This window comes from Paraburkholderia oxyphila NBRC 105797 (assembly GCF_000685075.1).
Classification (GTDB): Bacteria; Pseudomonadota; Gammaproteobacteria; order Burkholderiales; family Burkholderiaceae; genus Paraburkholderia; species Paraburkholderia oxyphila.
The window spans coordinates 78,507-94,015 of record NZ_BAYD01000008.1 but is presented as its reverse complement, the minus strand read 5'-3'; the positions used below and the strand labels follow the sequence as shown (position 1 = coordinate 94,015).

Genomic DNA, 15,509 nt, shown 5'->3' with positions numbered 1-15,509 from the left:
GCATTGACTCACAAGGACCCGCGTCATGTTAAATCCGAAGACCGTCCCCGACTATCTCCTCCAGTCCGATGCGGTGCGTGCGCGCTTCGAGCGCCTGAAAGCCCGCGAGCCGATTCTCGAAGTGCGTAATCTCACCAAGCGCTACGCGACGCCCCAGGGCGAGCACACCGCGCTTGCCGATATCAGCTTCACGACGCACCGGCGCGAGTTCGTCTGCGTGATCGGACCCTCGGGCTGCGGGAAATCCACGCTGATCCGCATTCTCGCTGGTCTGGAGACGCCCACGAGCGGTGAGGTGTGTGTCAAGGGGCAGGCCGTGCGCGGTCCGGGCGCGGACCGTGGCATGGTGTTCCAGGGCTATACCTTGTTTCCGTGGCTCACGGTCAAGAAGAACGTGATGTTCGGACTGCGTATGAACGGGCAGGGCGCCGCGCAGGCCGAGCGCGAGGCGCTGCAATGGCTCGATCTGGTTGGGCTGGAGAAGTTCGCCGACGCGTATCCGCACCAGCTTTCCGGCGGCATGAAGCAACGCGTGGCGATCGCGCGCGCGCTCGCGAACCGGCCCGGGATCCTGCTGATGGACGAGCCATTTGGCGCACTCGACGCGCAGACGCGCTCGAAAATGCAGGCGCATCTGCTCGATATCTGGCGCAACGTGGATGTCACGATCCTGTTCATCACACATGACCTCGACGAAGCGATTTTTCTCGCCGACCGGATTCTCGTGCTGAAGGCGCATCCAGGCGAAGTGCAGGAGCTGATCGAGGTGCCGGTGCCACGCCCACGCAGCTATGCGCAGTTCAATTCGCCGGAGTTCCTCGCGACGCGCGCGCGGCTTGACGCGCTCATCCATCCGCCTGTCGAGGACGAAGCAGACGACCAGGCAAACGACGAAGCGCAGCTCCGTCCGCACATGATCCGGCTCACCGACGTGAATGACTCGGTCGAGTAGCTGCCGCCACCGGCCATACCCACCACGCATGCGAATGAGAGCGTGTGCAAGCTAGCCCTCCATCCAGCTGACATGGGCGCTCACCACACGCCAACCTTCCGGCATCTTCACCCCGGGCAGGAGCGCGCCTGCGAGCGGGGGCAACGCTTCGCCGCGCGCGCGGCGTGCATCGAGCGCATCCGCTGCGGCAAGCGCCCGTTCTCGTGTGATTGCGGTGTAGGCATTGACCTGCGCATCGTACGCATCGATGCGCGCGAGCGTCGCCTCGATCAGCTCGCTGTCGTGGGAAAAACTGAACCGGGCGCGAGCGCTAAAGAAGTCGAAAGTGATTCAGGCGATGTCCTCGCCGGAGAGCGCGTGCTCGAACTGACGTGAGCGCCTTCAGCCCACGGGTTTTCTTCTCCTCGCAATGGATCTGACGATTAGCAGTCCGCCGATCATCACGAGAAGCGAAGCGCCGAGGTGAAGAGGCCCATCGAGGTGGTCCAGCCGTCCGCGAACGACGCGAAGCCCCATTCGTTCGCGAGAGACTTGATGAGCATGTCGAGCAGGCGAAAGGTCAGGCCGATACCGAGCGAGACGATGATCGACGGCATGATGAGGCTGGCGATCGAAACATGGAACACGGCGGTATCGCCGCGAAAGCGCCGCCGGAACGCGAGGCCCGCCATCACGGAGAACAGCGTGGTCAGCACGGTGACCGTGAGCGCCAGCTTGACCGAACGGCCGAACGCGGCCCAGATGTCGATATCGCCGACGCCGTCGCGCAACGCGGCAAACCAGTGCAGCGATACGCCGCGCATCGGAAAGGTGAGGCCGCCTTCGGCACCTTGAAACGACAGAATGAAAATCGTGATGACCGGGCCGTAGAGAAACAGCACAAAGAGCCCGAAGACGAGCGCGAGCCAGTAAAAGCGCCTGCGAGCCGGTGGGTCATGCGCCGTGCAAGCATGACGAGCACCGCGCGATCCTCGATTGCCTCGAGTCCGGCGATGCGGACGGCGCGGTGGCGCACATGAGCGCGCATCTGCGTGAGCTGGAGGCGCGTATCGAGACTACGCGCATGCCAGGGGCGAGAGGGCTGGCGCATCTGCTCGGCATGGATCCCTCACTACCGGGCGCAGTGGAGTGAAATGGATCTGGCGTAGCCGGGCGGAAATGGGCGCTGGACTGAATCTCAATGACCTGCTATAGAACCAGGCGGGGACCTGCTTCATTCAACGCGCGATGCTGCATTCTGATGTCGTTTTCGTCGGGATGTAAGGGTTCTCAGTACCGGATGATTCCAGACGAGTCGACGGCATCGGGGCAGACTGCCTCGATTCGGGCATCGGCCATTGGAGGCACTCATGTTTGCTACTGACGTCGCCAGGTCACGGACCGTAGCAGTCAGAGATGGGACCAGCAAGCAGTCGCATCCGCGCAGTATCGACAATCAAGTCACACGCAGGTTACTTCCTGACGGGTCGCGAACGTTGCGTCGCGACGCGCGCACGACGATCAAGAGAATCACCCGGCCATGCCGGCCGCTCGGGCGGGCATGGCGGGGACGTTGTGGGATTTCAGCAAAACACCGATATTTCCGCATGAACGGGCACGCGGAGATCACGCGCAACGGTTGCCGGGAGAGCGCTGGCCGGCGGCTCATGCCCGCTAGACGAAAACATGCCGGAAGTCAGGCTCGGTTGGTCAGGGAGTCACGCGGACGGGATGACTGAATTGCGCATTGGATCCACTTTGCGCGATTGCAAATGCCGGACGTCACGGTTTCTTTGGCAGTTGCTGGCGGCGCAAGCGCCGCTTTTCCGGAATCAGGTTCGCTTCGGGCGCGCGCGGCTGCCTGGCTTCGGTATTTCGGCGGCCAGCACCGTCGCGGGCGCCTCCATCCCCGCCGTGAGGAACTGCACCATGCGCTCAAGCATCTCCTCGTCGTTGCCCGAGTGGAACCGCCCGCCCGAGAGGTCCTCCAGCCGGTCGACGCCCGAGAGCATGTAGAGGAACGTGCCGATCATGAAGGTCACGCGCCAGTTGACATCCGCGGCGCTGACGTCCGGCAGCGCTTTCTCGAACGCCTCAACGTACTGTCTGGTCACCGCGTCGTAGATCCGTCGGCGCAGCTGAAATGCGATCTCCTGCGGCTCGTGATGCAGGCGCGCCTGCATGCGGATGAAGTTGCGTCCTTCCGCGCCGTGCTGATGCATCTCGATCTGCGGCTTGATGAACGCACGGACCAGCTCGCGTACGGTCGGCGCACGCTTGCCGTGACGGGTGAGCTCTATCAGAAGTTCAGCATAGCGGTCCATCAGGGTGGCACCGCGCCGCGCGAACGTTTCCTCAAAAAGATTCTGCTTCGAGCCGAAGTAGTAATTGATCAGTGCCTGGGTCACGTTGGCTTCTTCGGCGATCAGCCGCATTGACGCGCCCAGATAGCCCTGCTCGGCGAAAACCCGCTCGGCCACGTCCATGATCGTCTGCTTCGTCACGCCGTCACCGCTGAGGCTCGACTTGCGTCGACCCATCGCGCGCGGCCGCTTTTCGCGTTTATCTTGCGTCATCTCCATACGCCCGGATCCATGACCAGTAAAAAATCGCCTGCACCTGGAAGACCAGGCCCCGACGTGCAACCCCTTTCCCCGTCGGACACCCGACGACGATGCGGCGCGGGACGTCTCGTCTGTGCCGCCCCCCAAGGCTCGCCATCTTAACAGCAGTCGTCGGCAGCGACGGGCACGCAGACGCCCGACGCCCCAGCCATCGAGGCCCGAAGAGCGGTCATCCCGCTTCAACCCAGGGAAAACCGTGATTTAATTAACTGGTCGACCAGTTAAACTGCGGGCATCGAATCATGCATTGCGGGGAACCTTTACCGACCCGTCGTCGCCGCACGACCTCCTGAACGAGAACAAACCATGAGCACTCCGAGTAAAAAGGAATGGCTGTTGAATCCCTCACGCCAGCCGTACCCACGCAACCAGTGGTATGTGGCGGCCTTGTCGACGGAAGTCGGCCGCACGCCGCTCGGCCGCAAGATTCTGGGCACCGACGTCGTGCTGTACCGCACGACGGACGGCATGCCCATCGCACTGTACGATCGCTGCCCGCACCGCAGCCTCCCGCTCTCGATGGGCGAACTGGTCGGCGACGAGATCCAGTGCGCGTATCACGGCATGAGATTTGACACACAGGGCGCGTGCGTCGCCATTCCCGGGCAGTGCACGATTTCTGGGGCGTTGCTGCACGCGAGGTCCTACCCCCTGGTAGAAAAGTCGCTCTGGATCTGGATCTGGATGGGCGACGCCGAGCGCGCCGATCCGGCGCTGATCCCCGATCACCATTACCTGCACCTCGACGGCCCCGCATTCCGGCCCGAGCCGCTCTTCTCGATGCAGATCGACTGCAACTTTCAGCTGTGCCATGAAAACCTGGTCGACCTGACTCACCTCACGTACCTGCACAAGGGTGCGTTCGAGACGGGCGGCGTGGACATCGTCGACACGACCTCGCGCCTCGACTTCGGTGAGAACTCGGTGCGCCTGACCTATACCTATCGCAATCTGCTTGTCGAGCCGACCTACGCCGCGATCTCCGGATTCGCGGCCGGGACGCGCATCAACCGCACGCTCGTGACCGAAACCCTCGTGCCGAGCCTCTGCCTGATCTGCAATACCTACACGTCACCCGACGATCCGGCCGCGCCGCCGAAGATCTGGAGCACGCCGTTTGCGATGACGCCGCGCAACACGCGGTCGACGAATTACTTCTTCGTGTCATCGGCGAACTACGACCTCGTTTATACAGACGAGGCAAAAGCCCAGATTTACGAAACGTTCATGCAGGACAAGGTCGCGCTGGAGAGAATCCAGCAGGTGTTCGACGAGAGCGACCCCGACTTCGAGTACGAGTTCAGCGTGAAGGCCGACGCCGGCGCCCTGCGTGTGCGCCGCATGATCCAGGCGATGGCGCTCGCGGAGCGCAGCGACGCAGCGTCGGGCCGCTGAGTGGCCGCATCGGAGAGAAATCCGTCATGCCTCTGGAAAATTTTCGAAACGGCTCGCTGAACGTCCGGCAATGGGGGGAGGGCGCGCCCCTGCTGCTGGTTCACGGCCTCGGCACGTCATCCGATTTGTGGGCGCATCAACTGCGAGCGTTCGCCAGCCGGTATCGTGTCGTCGCCATGGATCTGCCCGGCTTCGGACGCTCGCAGCGATTGCCGGGCCGCGAGGACGGCGGCGATGGCCTGCCGGCGATCGTCGACGACCTCGCCGAGCTGTGCTCGCGCCTTGGCAGCCCCGTGCATTACGTCGGCACGTCGATGGGCGGCTTCTTCGGCCTTGCGCTCGCGCTTGCGCGCCCCGACCTGTTGCGCAGCCTTGTGCTCTGCAACACGGCGGCCCGCAACGTGATTCCACCGGAGATCGTGGCCGGGCGTCTTGCCGCGTTGCGCACTGCGACGACCGATGAGCTCGGCGAAATGGTCACGCGCCAGGCACTCGGGCCGCAGGCCGATCCGTTCCTGCACGAATGGTTTCGCGAGCTGATTGCACGGAATTCGGCGTTTTTTTACGGTCATTATCTTTCAGTCATCCTAAGCGGATTCGACGTGGCCGACCGGCTCGGAGAAATAACGCTGCCCGCGCTCGTTCTCACCGGCGAGTGCGATCGCGTGATTCCGCCCGCGCATGGTGCCGAACTCGCGCGCCGCCTGAGCGCGAGCACCCTTCACGAGCTCGTCGATACGGGGCACATCGCCTGCGCCGAGCAGCCTGAAGCGTTCAATCGCGCCATCCTCGATTTTCTCGCCGGTGTGGATCGCATCGACGCCGGCCAACCCACGGAAACCCGCTCATGAGCACGCCCTTCGACGAAGCAGCCGGCATCGACGCGATGACGCGTCTCTTTCGCGCGCACCTCGAGCTCTGCCGCGTGAGCCCCGGTGAAACCGTGGCGATCCTGACCGAAGGCGGCCAGTTCGCCGCGCGCGTGCGCGCCTACGAGGCCGCGGTGCGCGCGCTCGGCGCCGAGCCTCGCCACGTCGACTTCCGGCCGCCCGGCGGCGCGACCGAACCGGCCGCGCGCCTCGGCAACGTCGGCCGTAGCGGGCTCGGCGCGGACCGCGGGGCGATGGCGACGCTCAAGGCGTCCGATCTCGTCATCGACATGATGCTGCTGCTTTTCTCGCAGGAGCAGCTGGAGATCCAGCAGGCCGGCGCGCGCATCGTGCTCGTCGTCGAGCCGTTCGAGACGCTCGCGCGCCTGTTCCCCACCGAGGACCTGCGCCGCCGCGTCGAAGCCGCTGAACGCCGCCTTGCCCGCGCCGGCACGCTGCGCTTCACGAACGCGGCGGGCACGGACGTGACCTACGACATCGCGGATCAGCCCATCCTGACCGAGTACGGCTACGCGGACCAGCCGGGCCGCTGGGACCACTGGCCGGGCGGCTTTCTCGCCACCACGGCGCGGCCGCGCGGCGTGAACGGGCGCGTCGTGCTCGCGGCAGGCGACCTGCTCTATCCGCTCATGCGCGTGGTGGGCGAGCCCATCGGCATCACGATTCGCGACGGCATGATCGTCGACATCGCGGGCGGCGCCGAAGCCGGCGCGCTGCGCGAATACATCGAGCGTTACGACGACCCGCGCGCCTACGCGATCTCGCACATCGGCTGGGGGCTCAACGAACGCTGCGAATGGGACGCGACGCTGCCCGGCATCGGCATGGACGGCCGCGCGTACTACGGCAATGTGCTGTTCTCGACCGGCCCCGACACCGAGCTCGGTGGCACGAACGACACGGCCTGCCATCTCGACATTCCGATGCGCAACTGCACGCTCACGCTCGACGGCGAGCCGATCGTGGCCGCCGGCCGCGTGATGCCGGCCGACATGCGCGCGTTCGGGCGCTGAGCGCATTTTTTTTCACTCCCGAGGATTCACATGAAACAGCACTACCGGATCGGACAGGTCGTCCCCAGTTCGAACGTCACGATGGAAACCGAAATCCCGCTGATTCTGGGGCGCCGCCAGACCGTCCTGCCCGAGACCTTCAGCTTCCACGCGAGCCGTATGCGCATGAAAAAGGTCACGCGCGAAGAGCTGGCCGCCATGGACGCGTCGGCCGGGCGCTGCGTGCAGGAGCTCACCGACGCACGCGTGGACATCATCGGCTACGCGTGCCTCGTCGCGATCATGAGCATGGGCGCCGGCTATCATCGCCAGTCCGAAGCACAGCTCGGCGAAGTGGCGCGCGCGAACGACGCGCCGACGCCGATCGTCACGAGTGCGGGTGCGTTGATCCAGGGCCTGCGCGCGCTGGGCGCGCGGCGCGTGTCGATCATCACGCCATACATGAAACCGCTCACGCGGCTCGTCGCGGCGTACCTCGAAGAAGAGGGCATCGAGGTCGTGGACGCGCTATCGCTCGAAATCGAGGACAACCTCGCCGTCGGCGCGCGCGATCCGCTGGCGCTCGTCGACCTGTCCCGCAACGTGCGAACCACCGGCATCGACGTGCTCGTCGCCTCGGCCTGCGTGCAGATGCCGTCGCTCGCGGCGCTCGATCCCATCGAACGGTGCACCGGCATTCCCACCGTGTCGGCCGCCAGCTGCACTGCCTTCGCGATGTTGAGCGCACTTGGGCTCGACCCCGTCGCGCCGGGTTTCGGCGCGATTCTCGCGCCCACGCGCCCGCTGGCGCTCGAGGAGCCGGCGCCATGACGCACGACGCGGATCACGAGGTCTACCGGCGGCAAGGTTTCGGCGCCGAGCTCGGCCTGCATGGAAACATGGGATTCCTGCTGGTTGACTTCGTCAACGGATTTGCGGATCCCGCGAAGTTCGGCGGCGGCAACATCGCGCCGGCCATCGAGCGCAGCCGCGATCTGCTCGCACAGGCGAGGGCGCTGCGCTGGCCCGTCGCGCACAGCCGGATCGTGTTCGCCGACGACGGCGCCGACGCGAACGTGTTCGCCGCCAAGGTGCCGGGGCTCCTCGCGCTGACCGAGCACGCGCCGGCCAGTGCGATCGTCGATGCCCTGGCGCCGGTGGCTGGCGAACTCGTCGTGCGCAAGACCACGCCGTCCGCGTTCTTCGGCACGGCGCTCGCCGCGTGGCTCACTGCGCACGGCGTGGGCACGCTCGCGATCGCGGGCTGCACGACGAGCGGATGCGTGCGCGCGAGCGCCGTCGACGCGATGTCGCATGGCTTTCGCCCGGTGATCGTCGAGGACTGCGTCGGCGACCGGGCGCAGGCCCCGCATCGCGCCAGCCTCTTCGACCTCCGGCAGAAATGCGCGGACGTCATGATGCGGGACGCGTTGCTCGCAGCGGTACGCCGTCGCGACGCACCCTGACGCACCCCACGCAAATCGCCCAACGAAAACGACAGGAGACGATGAAAATGGCAGGAAAAATCGAAACTGGCGATCTCGCGAACGAGGTCGTCCCCGCCGGCGCGCGCATGAACCGGGGCGCGCTCACGATGGCGTACTGGTCGCTCTGCTCGGCGATGTTCTACATCTTCCTCTCGGCGGCGCTCGCGGTCGGCTACGGGGCCGTCAACGCGCTCATTGGCATGGCGCTGTCGATTCCGGTGTTCGCGCTCATCAACGCCGCGTTCGTCCGCTTCTCGATCCGTACGGGTCTTTCGGCCACGCTGCTCTCGCGGCGGCTGTTCGGCGATCGCGGTGCGTCGCTGGCCACCTTGCTGCTCTTCGTCACGGCGATGTACTACGCCGTGTTCGAAGGCTCGGTGCTCGCCGTGGCTGCGAGCAAGGTGTTTCCCGCGCTTGACTACGGCACCGCCTGCCTCATTATCGCCGCGTATTCGGCGCCGCTGGTGATCGGCAGCGTCCAGCGCTTTCTCGACAAGCTCAATGCGATCCTGCTGCCCGTCTACGCGATCGGCCTCGTTCTGCTCGTGGCGCTGACGGGCCAGCGCTACGGCTGGTCGCTGCGCTGGCTCGACGTGGGCGCTGCTCACGCGAGCGCTGGCGGCTGGTGGTATTGCTTCGTCGCGTACATGGGCAACTGGATACTCGCGATGATCACGATGGACTTCGCGCGCTTCGGCAAGCCCGCGGACATGCGCTACCACGCGCTGTTCAGCTTCGGCGTGCCGTTCTATCTGGTGGCGTTCGCCGTCAACGGCGTCGTGGGCATTTTCCTCGTCGGCACCGTCGACCTCGTGCACGTCACCGAGACGGCCGTCGTGGACGCGAGCCTTGCCGTGCTCGGCGCGGGCATCGGCTTGCCCTTCCTGTGGGCGACGCAGACCCGCATCAACACGGCCAACTACTACGTGTCCACGCTCAACATGGGCGCGTTCGCGCAGACGGCGTTCGGGCTGCGCTGGCCGAAGTGGGCGTGGGCCGGCATCGTTGGCGTCGTCGTACTGGTGCTGATGCGCTCGACCGACATCTTCGGCTACATGCTCATCGCGCTGAACTACCAGGCGATCTTCATCACCGCGTGGGTTGGCGTCGCGCTCGCCTACATCCTGCGGGCACGCGCAAACCACGACGATCCGCACCCGGGCGCGGGCTCGCATGCCGGCGCGCTGCCCGCGTGGCTCGCAGCCAGCGCGGCGGGGCTCGTCGTCTCGCAGTTGCAGGCGCCTGTGGGCAGCTTCGCGGTGCCGCTGTCGATCGGGCTCGCGTTCGCGTTCGAATGCATGATCGCGCGGCGGGAGGCGTCGGCCCGGATGGCGGCGGCACGCGACGCCTGAGCGTGCCGCGCATTGGCCGGCAGGCACGCCCGCGTTTTAATCTGGACAACTCTATAAATAGAATCGCTGGAAACACCCACCAATACGTCGTTCAACCGCTTTTCCATTGTCCAGCGTCGCCCATCGGCCCACGGTCCGGCAATGACGCCTGGCGTTTCGTCCACGAAGGGGAAGACATGAAACGCAAACCGGTTTGCAGGCTGATCGCCGCGGCGGTCGCCTCGGCCGCTGCGCACGCGGCATGCGCGCAGAGCTCGGTCACGCTGTACGGCAACGTATCCGCCGGCGTGAACTACGTCAGCAACGTGGGCGGGCACGCCCGCTATCTGCTCGACGACGGCAACTTCATTCCCAACCTGTTCGGCTTCACTGGCAGGGAAGACCTGGGCGGCGGGCTTGCCGCCATCTTCAAGCTCGAAGCGAACTTCTTCATCGGCACCGGCAATCTGTACGTGCCGAACCAGCTCTTCACGCGCCAGTCCTATGTGGGCCTCAACTCAACGCGCTTCGGCCAGCTGACGCTCGGCCATCAGCCGAGCTTCAACTACGACCTGCTCGGTCCGCTCGCCAACGGATACGCCGTGTCGAGCTTCTTTGCGTTCCACCCCGGCAACTTCGACGAGCTCGCGAACACCTTCGAGTATGACAACGCGCTGAAGTACCTGAGCGCCGACTATGGCGGCCTTCGGTTCGGCGCGATGTTCGGCTTTGGCGGACTGGCCGGCGACTTCGCGCGCGGCCGCAACTACGGCTTCGGCTCGCAATACCGCAACGGCCCGTTCACGCTCAGCGCCGCGTACGAAAGCGAGAACAACCGCCTGCTCGAACTGGCCGGCTACGTCGGGCTGCCGACCTTCATGGGCACGCCGATCGACAGCAGCGCACCGTTCGTTGCGGACAACCTGAAGAACCTTGGCGTGGGCGCTTCGTACCAGCTCGGCAACGTGCTGCTGCGCGCGCTCTTCACGCAGTCCCGCATCGACTACGGCGGGACGTCGGCGAACGTCAATAACTATGACATCGGCGCCAACTGGCAAATAACGCCTTTCAACTCGATCAACGGCGGTGTCAGCCTCTCGCGCTTCGAAGGCGGGCGGTGGATCACGCCGATCATCACGGACGTCTACTCGCTCTCGAAACGCACGAGCCTGTACTCGACGTTCCTTTATCAGTTCGCCTCGGGCAACGGCGCGGTGGCGTCGATGCCCGGGGCCGGACAGTCGGCGAGCCGGTGCCAGGCCAGCGTGAGCGTCGGGATCCAGCATTGGTTCTAGCAGTTGTGTCTTTTCCCTAGATGTAGTCCCACCAGGAGAGTTAGTCATGCTTATCGATTTATCGCTGCCCATCGACGCCGTCAAACTGACTTCGGAGAACGCCCACAAGGCATTCATCGATTCCGGCCATGCGGGCACGCACTTCGACGTGGTCGACAAGACGTTTCCGCTCGAGAGTTTCCGCACGCGAGGCAAGGTTGTCGACATCTCGCACATCCGCGGCCGCGAGATCGAGGCCGCGGATTTCGCCGATGCGGTCATCGAGGCGGGTGACTTCGTCATCTTCCATACCGGCTACGTCGACGAGCTCGGGTACAACACGCGGCCCTATACGGCCCGCAGCGCGGAGCTGTCGGACCGCGCGGTCGACTATCTGCTCGACATGAAGGTGAAGCTGATCGGCGTAGACGCGGCCGGCGTGCAGAACCCCCGCAAGCACGCAGACGTCGATCAGCTCTGCGCCGACCAGGGCGTGTTCATCGTCGAGAACCTCAACAACGTGAAGCAACTGCTCGGGCGCATGCCCGCGTCGTTCACCGTCTACACGGCACCAGTGTCGAGGACGGACTTGACGGGCCTGCCCTGCCGCGTCATCGCCGAATTCGCCTGATCCGACGGCTCTTCCCGCTTGCCTCACGCCGGTCGCCCGATCGGGGCGGCAAGCGGTTCGCGTCATCAACGTCATCAAGCTCATGAAAGTCATCATTCTCGACACACGCATCACGGCGAGCGGTATTGCCGCGCTCACACTCGCGAAGCCGGACGGCAGCCCGATGCCTGCCTTCACCGCCGGCGCGCATATCGACGTGCATCTGCCGGGCGGGCTCGTCCGCCAATATTCGCTGTGCAACGGCCCCGACGAGCGGCAGGTCTTCCGACTCGGCGTACTGCTCGAGCCGGTGTCGCGCGGCGGGTCGCGCGCGATGCACGCGCTGGGGCAGGGCGCAACGCTAGAAATCGGCGAGCCGCGAAACCACTTCTGTCTCGCAGATGGCCAGGACCGCGCGGTGCTCGTGGCGGGCGGCATCGGTATCACGCCGCTCCTCAGCATGGCCGAGCACCTGCTGCGCACGGGCACCCCGTTCGATCTGCACTACTGCGTAAGGTCGAGCGACCGGATCGCCTTTGCGGAGCGGCTGTCCGGCAGCGATCTCGCGCCGCACGTACACATTCACGCCGACGCGCTGCCCGATACACGTTTCGATCCGCTGCGCGATCTACCACCCGCCGCACCCGGCACGCACCTCTACGTGTGCGGACCGCAGGGTTTCATCGAATGGGTGCTCGGCGCGGCGGCGTCGTGCGCATGGCTCACGCACAACCTGCACCGGGAATTCTTCGGCCAGACGGAAACCGCCGCGGCGAACGCACCGTTCCGCATTCGCCTCGCGCGCAGCGGTGCGGTCGTCGAAGTCCGCGCCGACCAGAGCGCCTCGCAGGCGCTCAAGGAGCATGGCGTCGAGCTGGAGACGTCGTGCGAGCAGGGGGTCTGCGGCAAGTGCCTGACGCGCGTGCTGGACGGCACGCCCGACCATCGCGACGTTTACCTGACCGATGCCGAGCGCGACAGCAACACGCTGTTCACGCCTTGCTGCTCGCGTGCGCTATCGCCATTCCTGCTCGTGGACCTGTGACGCCGTCGCGGGGTCCGTTGCCTAATGTGCGGCGGCGAACGTTTCGCGGGCTGGAGATATGCTGGAGTACAGGCGTGGGATTGACCTCTGAAAGGAGCGAGTCACATGACGTACGTTTCCTCCTTCGCGTCCAGGCGCAGTGTTCTCACGCTGTTGGTCGTTTTGGGCGGGTGTGCGTCCTCGTCCGTCAGCGTACCGGACGGGACGGCTCCGCTATCCCACGACGAAGTCATGGCCCTCTTCTCTGGAGCGACCGTGCACCGCAGTGTTCCCGGCACAGCCGATACAACGGTGGTCTTGAAAACAAGTGCGGACGGCACTGTCGAGGCCTTCCTTCACCCAGGAAAGTCCAGATTCGCCCATGCGGGGCTGGTGGTACACGAGACGGGCACCTGGACGGTCGAGCCAGGCGGCCGGTTTTGCGTCAAGTTGACGCGCGATGCGACGGCGACCAGCACGTGGTGCCGCTTCATTTTCCGCACGGAGACCGCCTTTGGCGCAGGACAGAGCGCACACGCAACCCGCCTGGAGAGCCTGGATATTTCGAAAAACTGACGGCGCCGCTCGTTACGTGCGGATCGTGCAGCCGAGTTTGCGGAGTTCGGGGACGTCGGCTTTGAGATTAGCCGGGCGCTGCCAGGACGGGCGGGACGCGACACGCGCCGCCCGCCACTCCCCAGTCCAGTCAATCGTCGTATTCCGACGACGCGTTAAATCCGATTTTCTTTGAAGTCCACAACTCGCCACCCGGGTCAATGATGCAAATGCACCATTGACCCGGGTGGCGAGGTCTGCCGTCGAAGGTCCGTTGGCGAGCTAAAGTCGGAAGTGGTGTACGGCGGAGTTGAGGCGGGGATCGAAGGCGGTGGAGGTTTCAGCTGAGAATCTGATTGTCGAAGTCGGAAACCAGCGAACAACAAAACCATCCACCATGAGCAAGGATACGGAAAAGACGGCTTTGTCGCGATAACGATTGAAGGGTGAGGAAAGTCTGATATAAACAGGATTACTTATGAAGTGAGCGAGTAGAACTCCTCAGTGGGAGTCCTTTGGCCGGATCTCGTGATCGCCTTGCCCGGCTATCGGATGACCGCGGCAAGTCATTGCGCCTTACTCAAGGAGCGCCTCGCCCCCTCGCTGCTGGAGCGGGATAGCGGTGCTGCGCCGCGGCTTACTTCGAAGCCGAGCGGATCATATCGGCAGCCTTTTCAGCGATCATGATCGTGGGGGCATTGGTGTTGCCGCTGACGACAGTCGGCATGATCGAAGCGTCCACGACGCGCAGCCCCTCGATGCCGTGGACGCGCAACCGGGCATCCACGACGGCGAGCGGATCGTTGCCCATTTTGCAGGTGCCGACCGGGTGGTACTGGGTGTCGGCGCGGTTGCGGATATCCTGCTCGACGGCGCGCTGGTCGGATTGGTCGACGGGATAGAGCGGCTTCGCGCCCAACGCCTTCAGAGGCGGCGCCTCAAGAATGCGGCGCTGCAGATTCGCGCCCTTGAGCATGACGGCCATATCCGCGGGATCGGAAAAGAAGCGCGGATCGATCTGCGGCGCGTCGAAGGGATCGGTCGTGGCCAACGTCACCTTGCCCCGGCTCTTCGGGCGCAGAACGTCGACGTGACAACTGAAACCATGTGACAGGTGCAATTTGCGAGCGTGGTCGTCCACGATGGCCTCCACGAAGATCATCTGGAGGTCGGGCGCCGGCACATCGGGGCTGCTGCGCACGAACGCGCCCGCGCCGGCGTAGGGCGTGGTCATCAAGCCCTTGCGCTCGCGACGCCATTGCGCAATCCCCTTGACCACACGCGCACTTCCGCCGAGCGACATGCCGAATGTCTCGGGGCTGCCCGCCATCGAGTAGCTGTAGACGTAGTCGATATGGTCCTGGAGGTTTTCGCCCACACCGGGCAGATCGTGCACCACGGGTATGCCCATGGCTTGCAGTTGAGCGCCGGCACCGATGCCGGAAAGCATGAGGATTTGCGGCGAGCCGAAGGCGCCGGCGCTCAGGATCACTTCGCGATTGGCCTTGAGGTCTCGGGTCTCGCCGCCAATCTTGACGCGCACGCCAATGGCACGGCCGCCTGCCAGCAGCAAGCGCTCGGTTCGCGCTCCCGTCATGACCATGAGGTTGGTTCGCGCCAGATTGGGCGTGAGATAGGCTTTAGCCGCGCTGCAACGTTCGCCGTTCTTCTGCGTGACCTGGTACATGAAGGCGCCGTCGCGATCCGCTCCGTTGTAATCCGCAACGATCGGCACGCCGCAGTGCACTGCAGCGTTCAGAAATCGTTGATGGATGGGGCTTGGGGCGTGGAGATCCGCCACATTGAGCGGGCCGCCCCTGCCGTGGAACGCGTTGTCGATCGTTTCGTTGTGCTCAGACTTTCTGAAGTAGGGGAGCACGTCCCCGAATGACCAGCCCCGGTTGCCCTGCGCCGCCCAATTGTCGTAGTCCCAACGATCGCCGCGCACATAGAGCATGGCGTTGATGGAGCTGGATCCGCCAAGGGTCTTGCCACGCGGCTGATATCCGCGGCGTCCGTTCAGGCCCGCTTGCGGCACGGTCTTGAACGCCCAGTTATGCAGGCGCGTCGGCAACATGGCGACCACGGCCGCGGGCATCTGGATGAGCGCGCTTTTGTCCGAATCCCCGGCTTCAAGCAGGCAAACGGTGGTGTGGGGGTCTTCGCTCAGACGGCTGGCGAGCGTGCTCCCGGCAGACCCGCCGCCGATCACGATGTAGTCGAAAGAAGTATGCATATCGAGGCAGGTAGATAACGGAGGACGTTGGCGCAATGCAGTCCGGCCTGCCCGTGATTTCCTGGATCAGGGCCGCTAGCGATATGCGCTTGTCGGGTTGTCGTTATGGAGCCGGGCCCGGGGGCGCCAGCACGCCAGCGGCGCATCGTCATACGTGCAC

At 64.8% G+C, this 15,509-nt stretch carries 15 protein-coding genes and 1 pseudogene; 12 read left to right on the top strand and 4 right to left on the bottom strand.

The window, feature by feature from the left end; all coding sequences use genetic code 11:
* Positions 1–25: 25 nt before the first annotated feature.
* Positions 26–952: an ABC transporter ATP-binding protein gene (locus BO1_RS07460; RefSeq protein ID WP_028217029.1), complete on the top strand. Its 927-nt coding sequence runs from the start codon at positions 26–28 to the stop codon at positions 950–952.
* Positions 953–1,003: 51 nt separating this feature from the next.
* Here BO1_RS07460 and BO1_RS60975 read toward each other — a convergent pair whose 3' ends face one another.
* Both BO1_RS60975 and BO1_RS50020 read right to left on the bottom strand, forming a co-directional pair.
* Positions 1,004–1,201, bottom strand: coding sequence for a DUF3225 domain-containing protein (locus tag BO1_RS60975; RefSeq protein ID WP_245643731.1), 198 nt, complete (start codon positions 1,199–1,201; stop codon positions 1,004–1,006).
* A 203-nt stretch (positions 1,202–1,404) separates the two neighbouring features.
* Positions 1,405–1,866, bottom strand: a pseudogene (locus tag BO1_RS50020) (ABC transporter permease); the annotation flags it as partial.
* A 14-nt stretch (positions 1,867–1,880) separates the two neighbouring features.
* On the opposite strand from BO1_RS50020, the gene BO1_RS07445 reads away from it, so the two are divergent.
* A complete protein-coding gene (locus tag BO1_RS07445) occupies positions 1,881–2,084 on the top strand; it encodes an FCD domain-containing protein (protein WP_028217027.1) in 204 nt (67 codons plus the stop codon).
* Between the two features lie 679 nt (positions 2,085–2,763).
* On the opposite strand, the gene BO1_RS50015 is transcribed toward BO1_RS07445, so the two are convergent.
* On the bottom strand, positions 2,764–3,417 hold the full coding sequence (locus BO1_RS50015; RefSeq protein ID WP_167338319.1) for a TetR/AcrR family transcriptional regulator: 654 nt from the start codon (positions 3,415–3,417) through the stop codon (positions 2,764–2,766).
* A 444-nt stretch (positions 3,418–3,861) separates the two neighbouring features.
* On the opposite strand from BO1_RS50015, the gene BO1_RS07435 reads away from it, so the two are divergent.
* The 10 genes from BO1_RS07435 to BO1_RS07390 all read left to right on the top strand — a co-directional run bounded on the left by BO1_RS07435 (position 3,862) and on the right by BO1_RS07390 (position 13,134).
* On the top strand, positions 3,862–4,950 hold the full coding sequence (locus tag BO1_RS07435) for an aromatic ring-hydroxylating dioxygenase subunit alpha (RefSeq protein ID WP_028217026.1): 1,089 nt from the start codon (positions 3,862–3,864) through the stop codon (positions 4,948–4,950).
* A gap of 26 nt (positions 4,951–4,976) precedes the next feature.
* Positions 4,977–5,801, top strand: a complete 825-nt coding sequence (locus BO1_RS07430) for an alpha/beta fold hydrolase (RefSeq protein WP_028217025.1) — start codon at positions 4,977–4,979, stop codon at positions 5,799–5,801.
* Positions 5,798–6,853 carry a M29 family metallopeptidase gene (locus tag BO1_RS07425; protein ID WP_052409381.1) on the top strand — a complete coding sequence of 352 codons (1,056 nt, stop codon included), beginning with the start codon at positions 5,798–5,800 and terminating at the stop codon, positions 6,851–6,853. Before BO1_RS07430 ends, BO1_RS07425 begins: the two co-directional genes overlap by 4 nt.
* A 30-nt stretch (positions 6,854–6,883) precedes the next feature.
* Positions 6,884–7,663: a maleate cis-trans isomerase family protein gene (locus tag BO1_RS50010; protein ID WP_043284048.1), complete on the top strand. Its 780-nt coding sequence runs from the start codon at positions 6,884–6,886 to the stop codon at positions 7,661–7,663.
* On the top strand, positions 7,660–8,298 hold the full coding sequence (locus tag BO1_RS07415) for an isochorismatase family protein (protein WP_028217023.1): 639 nt from the start codon (positions 7,660–7,662) through the stop codon (positions 8,296–8,298). The genes BO1_RS50010 and BO1_RS07415 overlap by 4 nt, the downstream gene beginning before the upstream one ends.
* A 47-nt stretch (positions 8,299–8,345) precedes the next feature.
* Positions 8,346–9,671, top strand: a complete 1,326-nt coding sequence (locus BO1_RS07410; RefSeq protein WP_218002791.1) for a purine-cytosine permease family protein — start codon at positions 8,346–8,348, stop codon at positions 9,669–9,671.
* Between the two features lie 176 nt (positions 9,672–9,847).
* Positions 9,848–10,945, top strand: a complete 1,098-nt coding sequence (locus BO1_RS07405) for a porin (protein ID WP_028217021.1) — start codon at positions 9,848–9,850, stop codon at positions 10,943–10,945.
* A gap of 46 nt (positions 10,946–10,991) precedes the next feature.
* Positions 10,992–11,555, top strand: a complete 564-nt coding sequence (locus BO1_RS07400) for a cyclase family protein (RefSeq protein WP_028217020.1) — start codon at positions 10,992–10,994, stop codon at positions 11,553–11,555.
* A gap of 82 nt (positions 11,556–11,637) precedes the next feature.
* Positions 11,638–12,579, top strand: a complete 942-nt coding sequence (locus BO1_RS07395) for a PDR/VanB family oxidoreductase (protein ID WP_043284046.1) — start codon at positions 11,638–11,640, stop codon at positions 12,577–12,579.
* Between the two features lie 105 nt (positions 12,580–12,684).
* Complete coding sequence (locus tag BO1_RS07390; RefSeq protein ID WP_028217018.1) at positions 12,685–13,134, top strand: hypothetical protein; 450 nt, start codon at positions 12,685–12,687, stop codon at positions 13,132–13,134.
* Positions 13,135–13,750: 616 nt separating this feature from the next.
* Here the strand turns inward: BO1_RS07390 and BO1_RS07385 are convergent.
* Positions 13,751–15,349, bottom strand: a complete 1,599-nt coding sequence (locus BO1_RS07385) for a GMC family oxidoreductase (protein ID WP_028217017.1) — start codon at positions 15,347–15,349, stop codon at positions 13,751–13,753.
* Positions 15,350–15,509 lie beyond the last annotated feature (160 nt).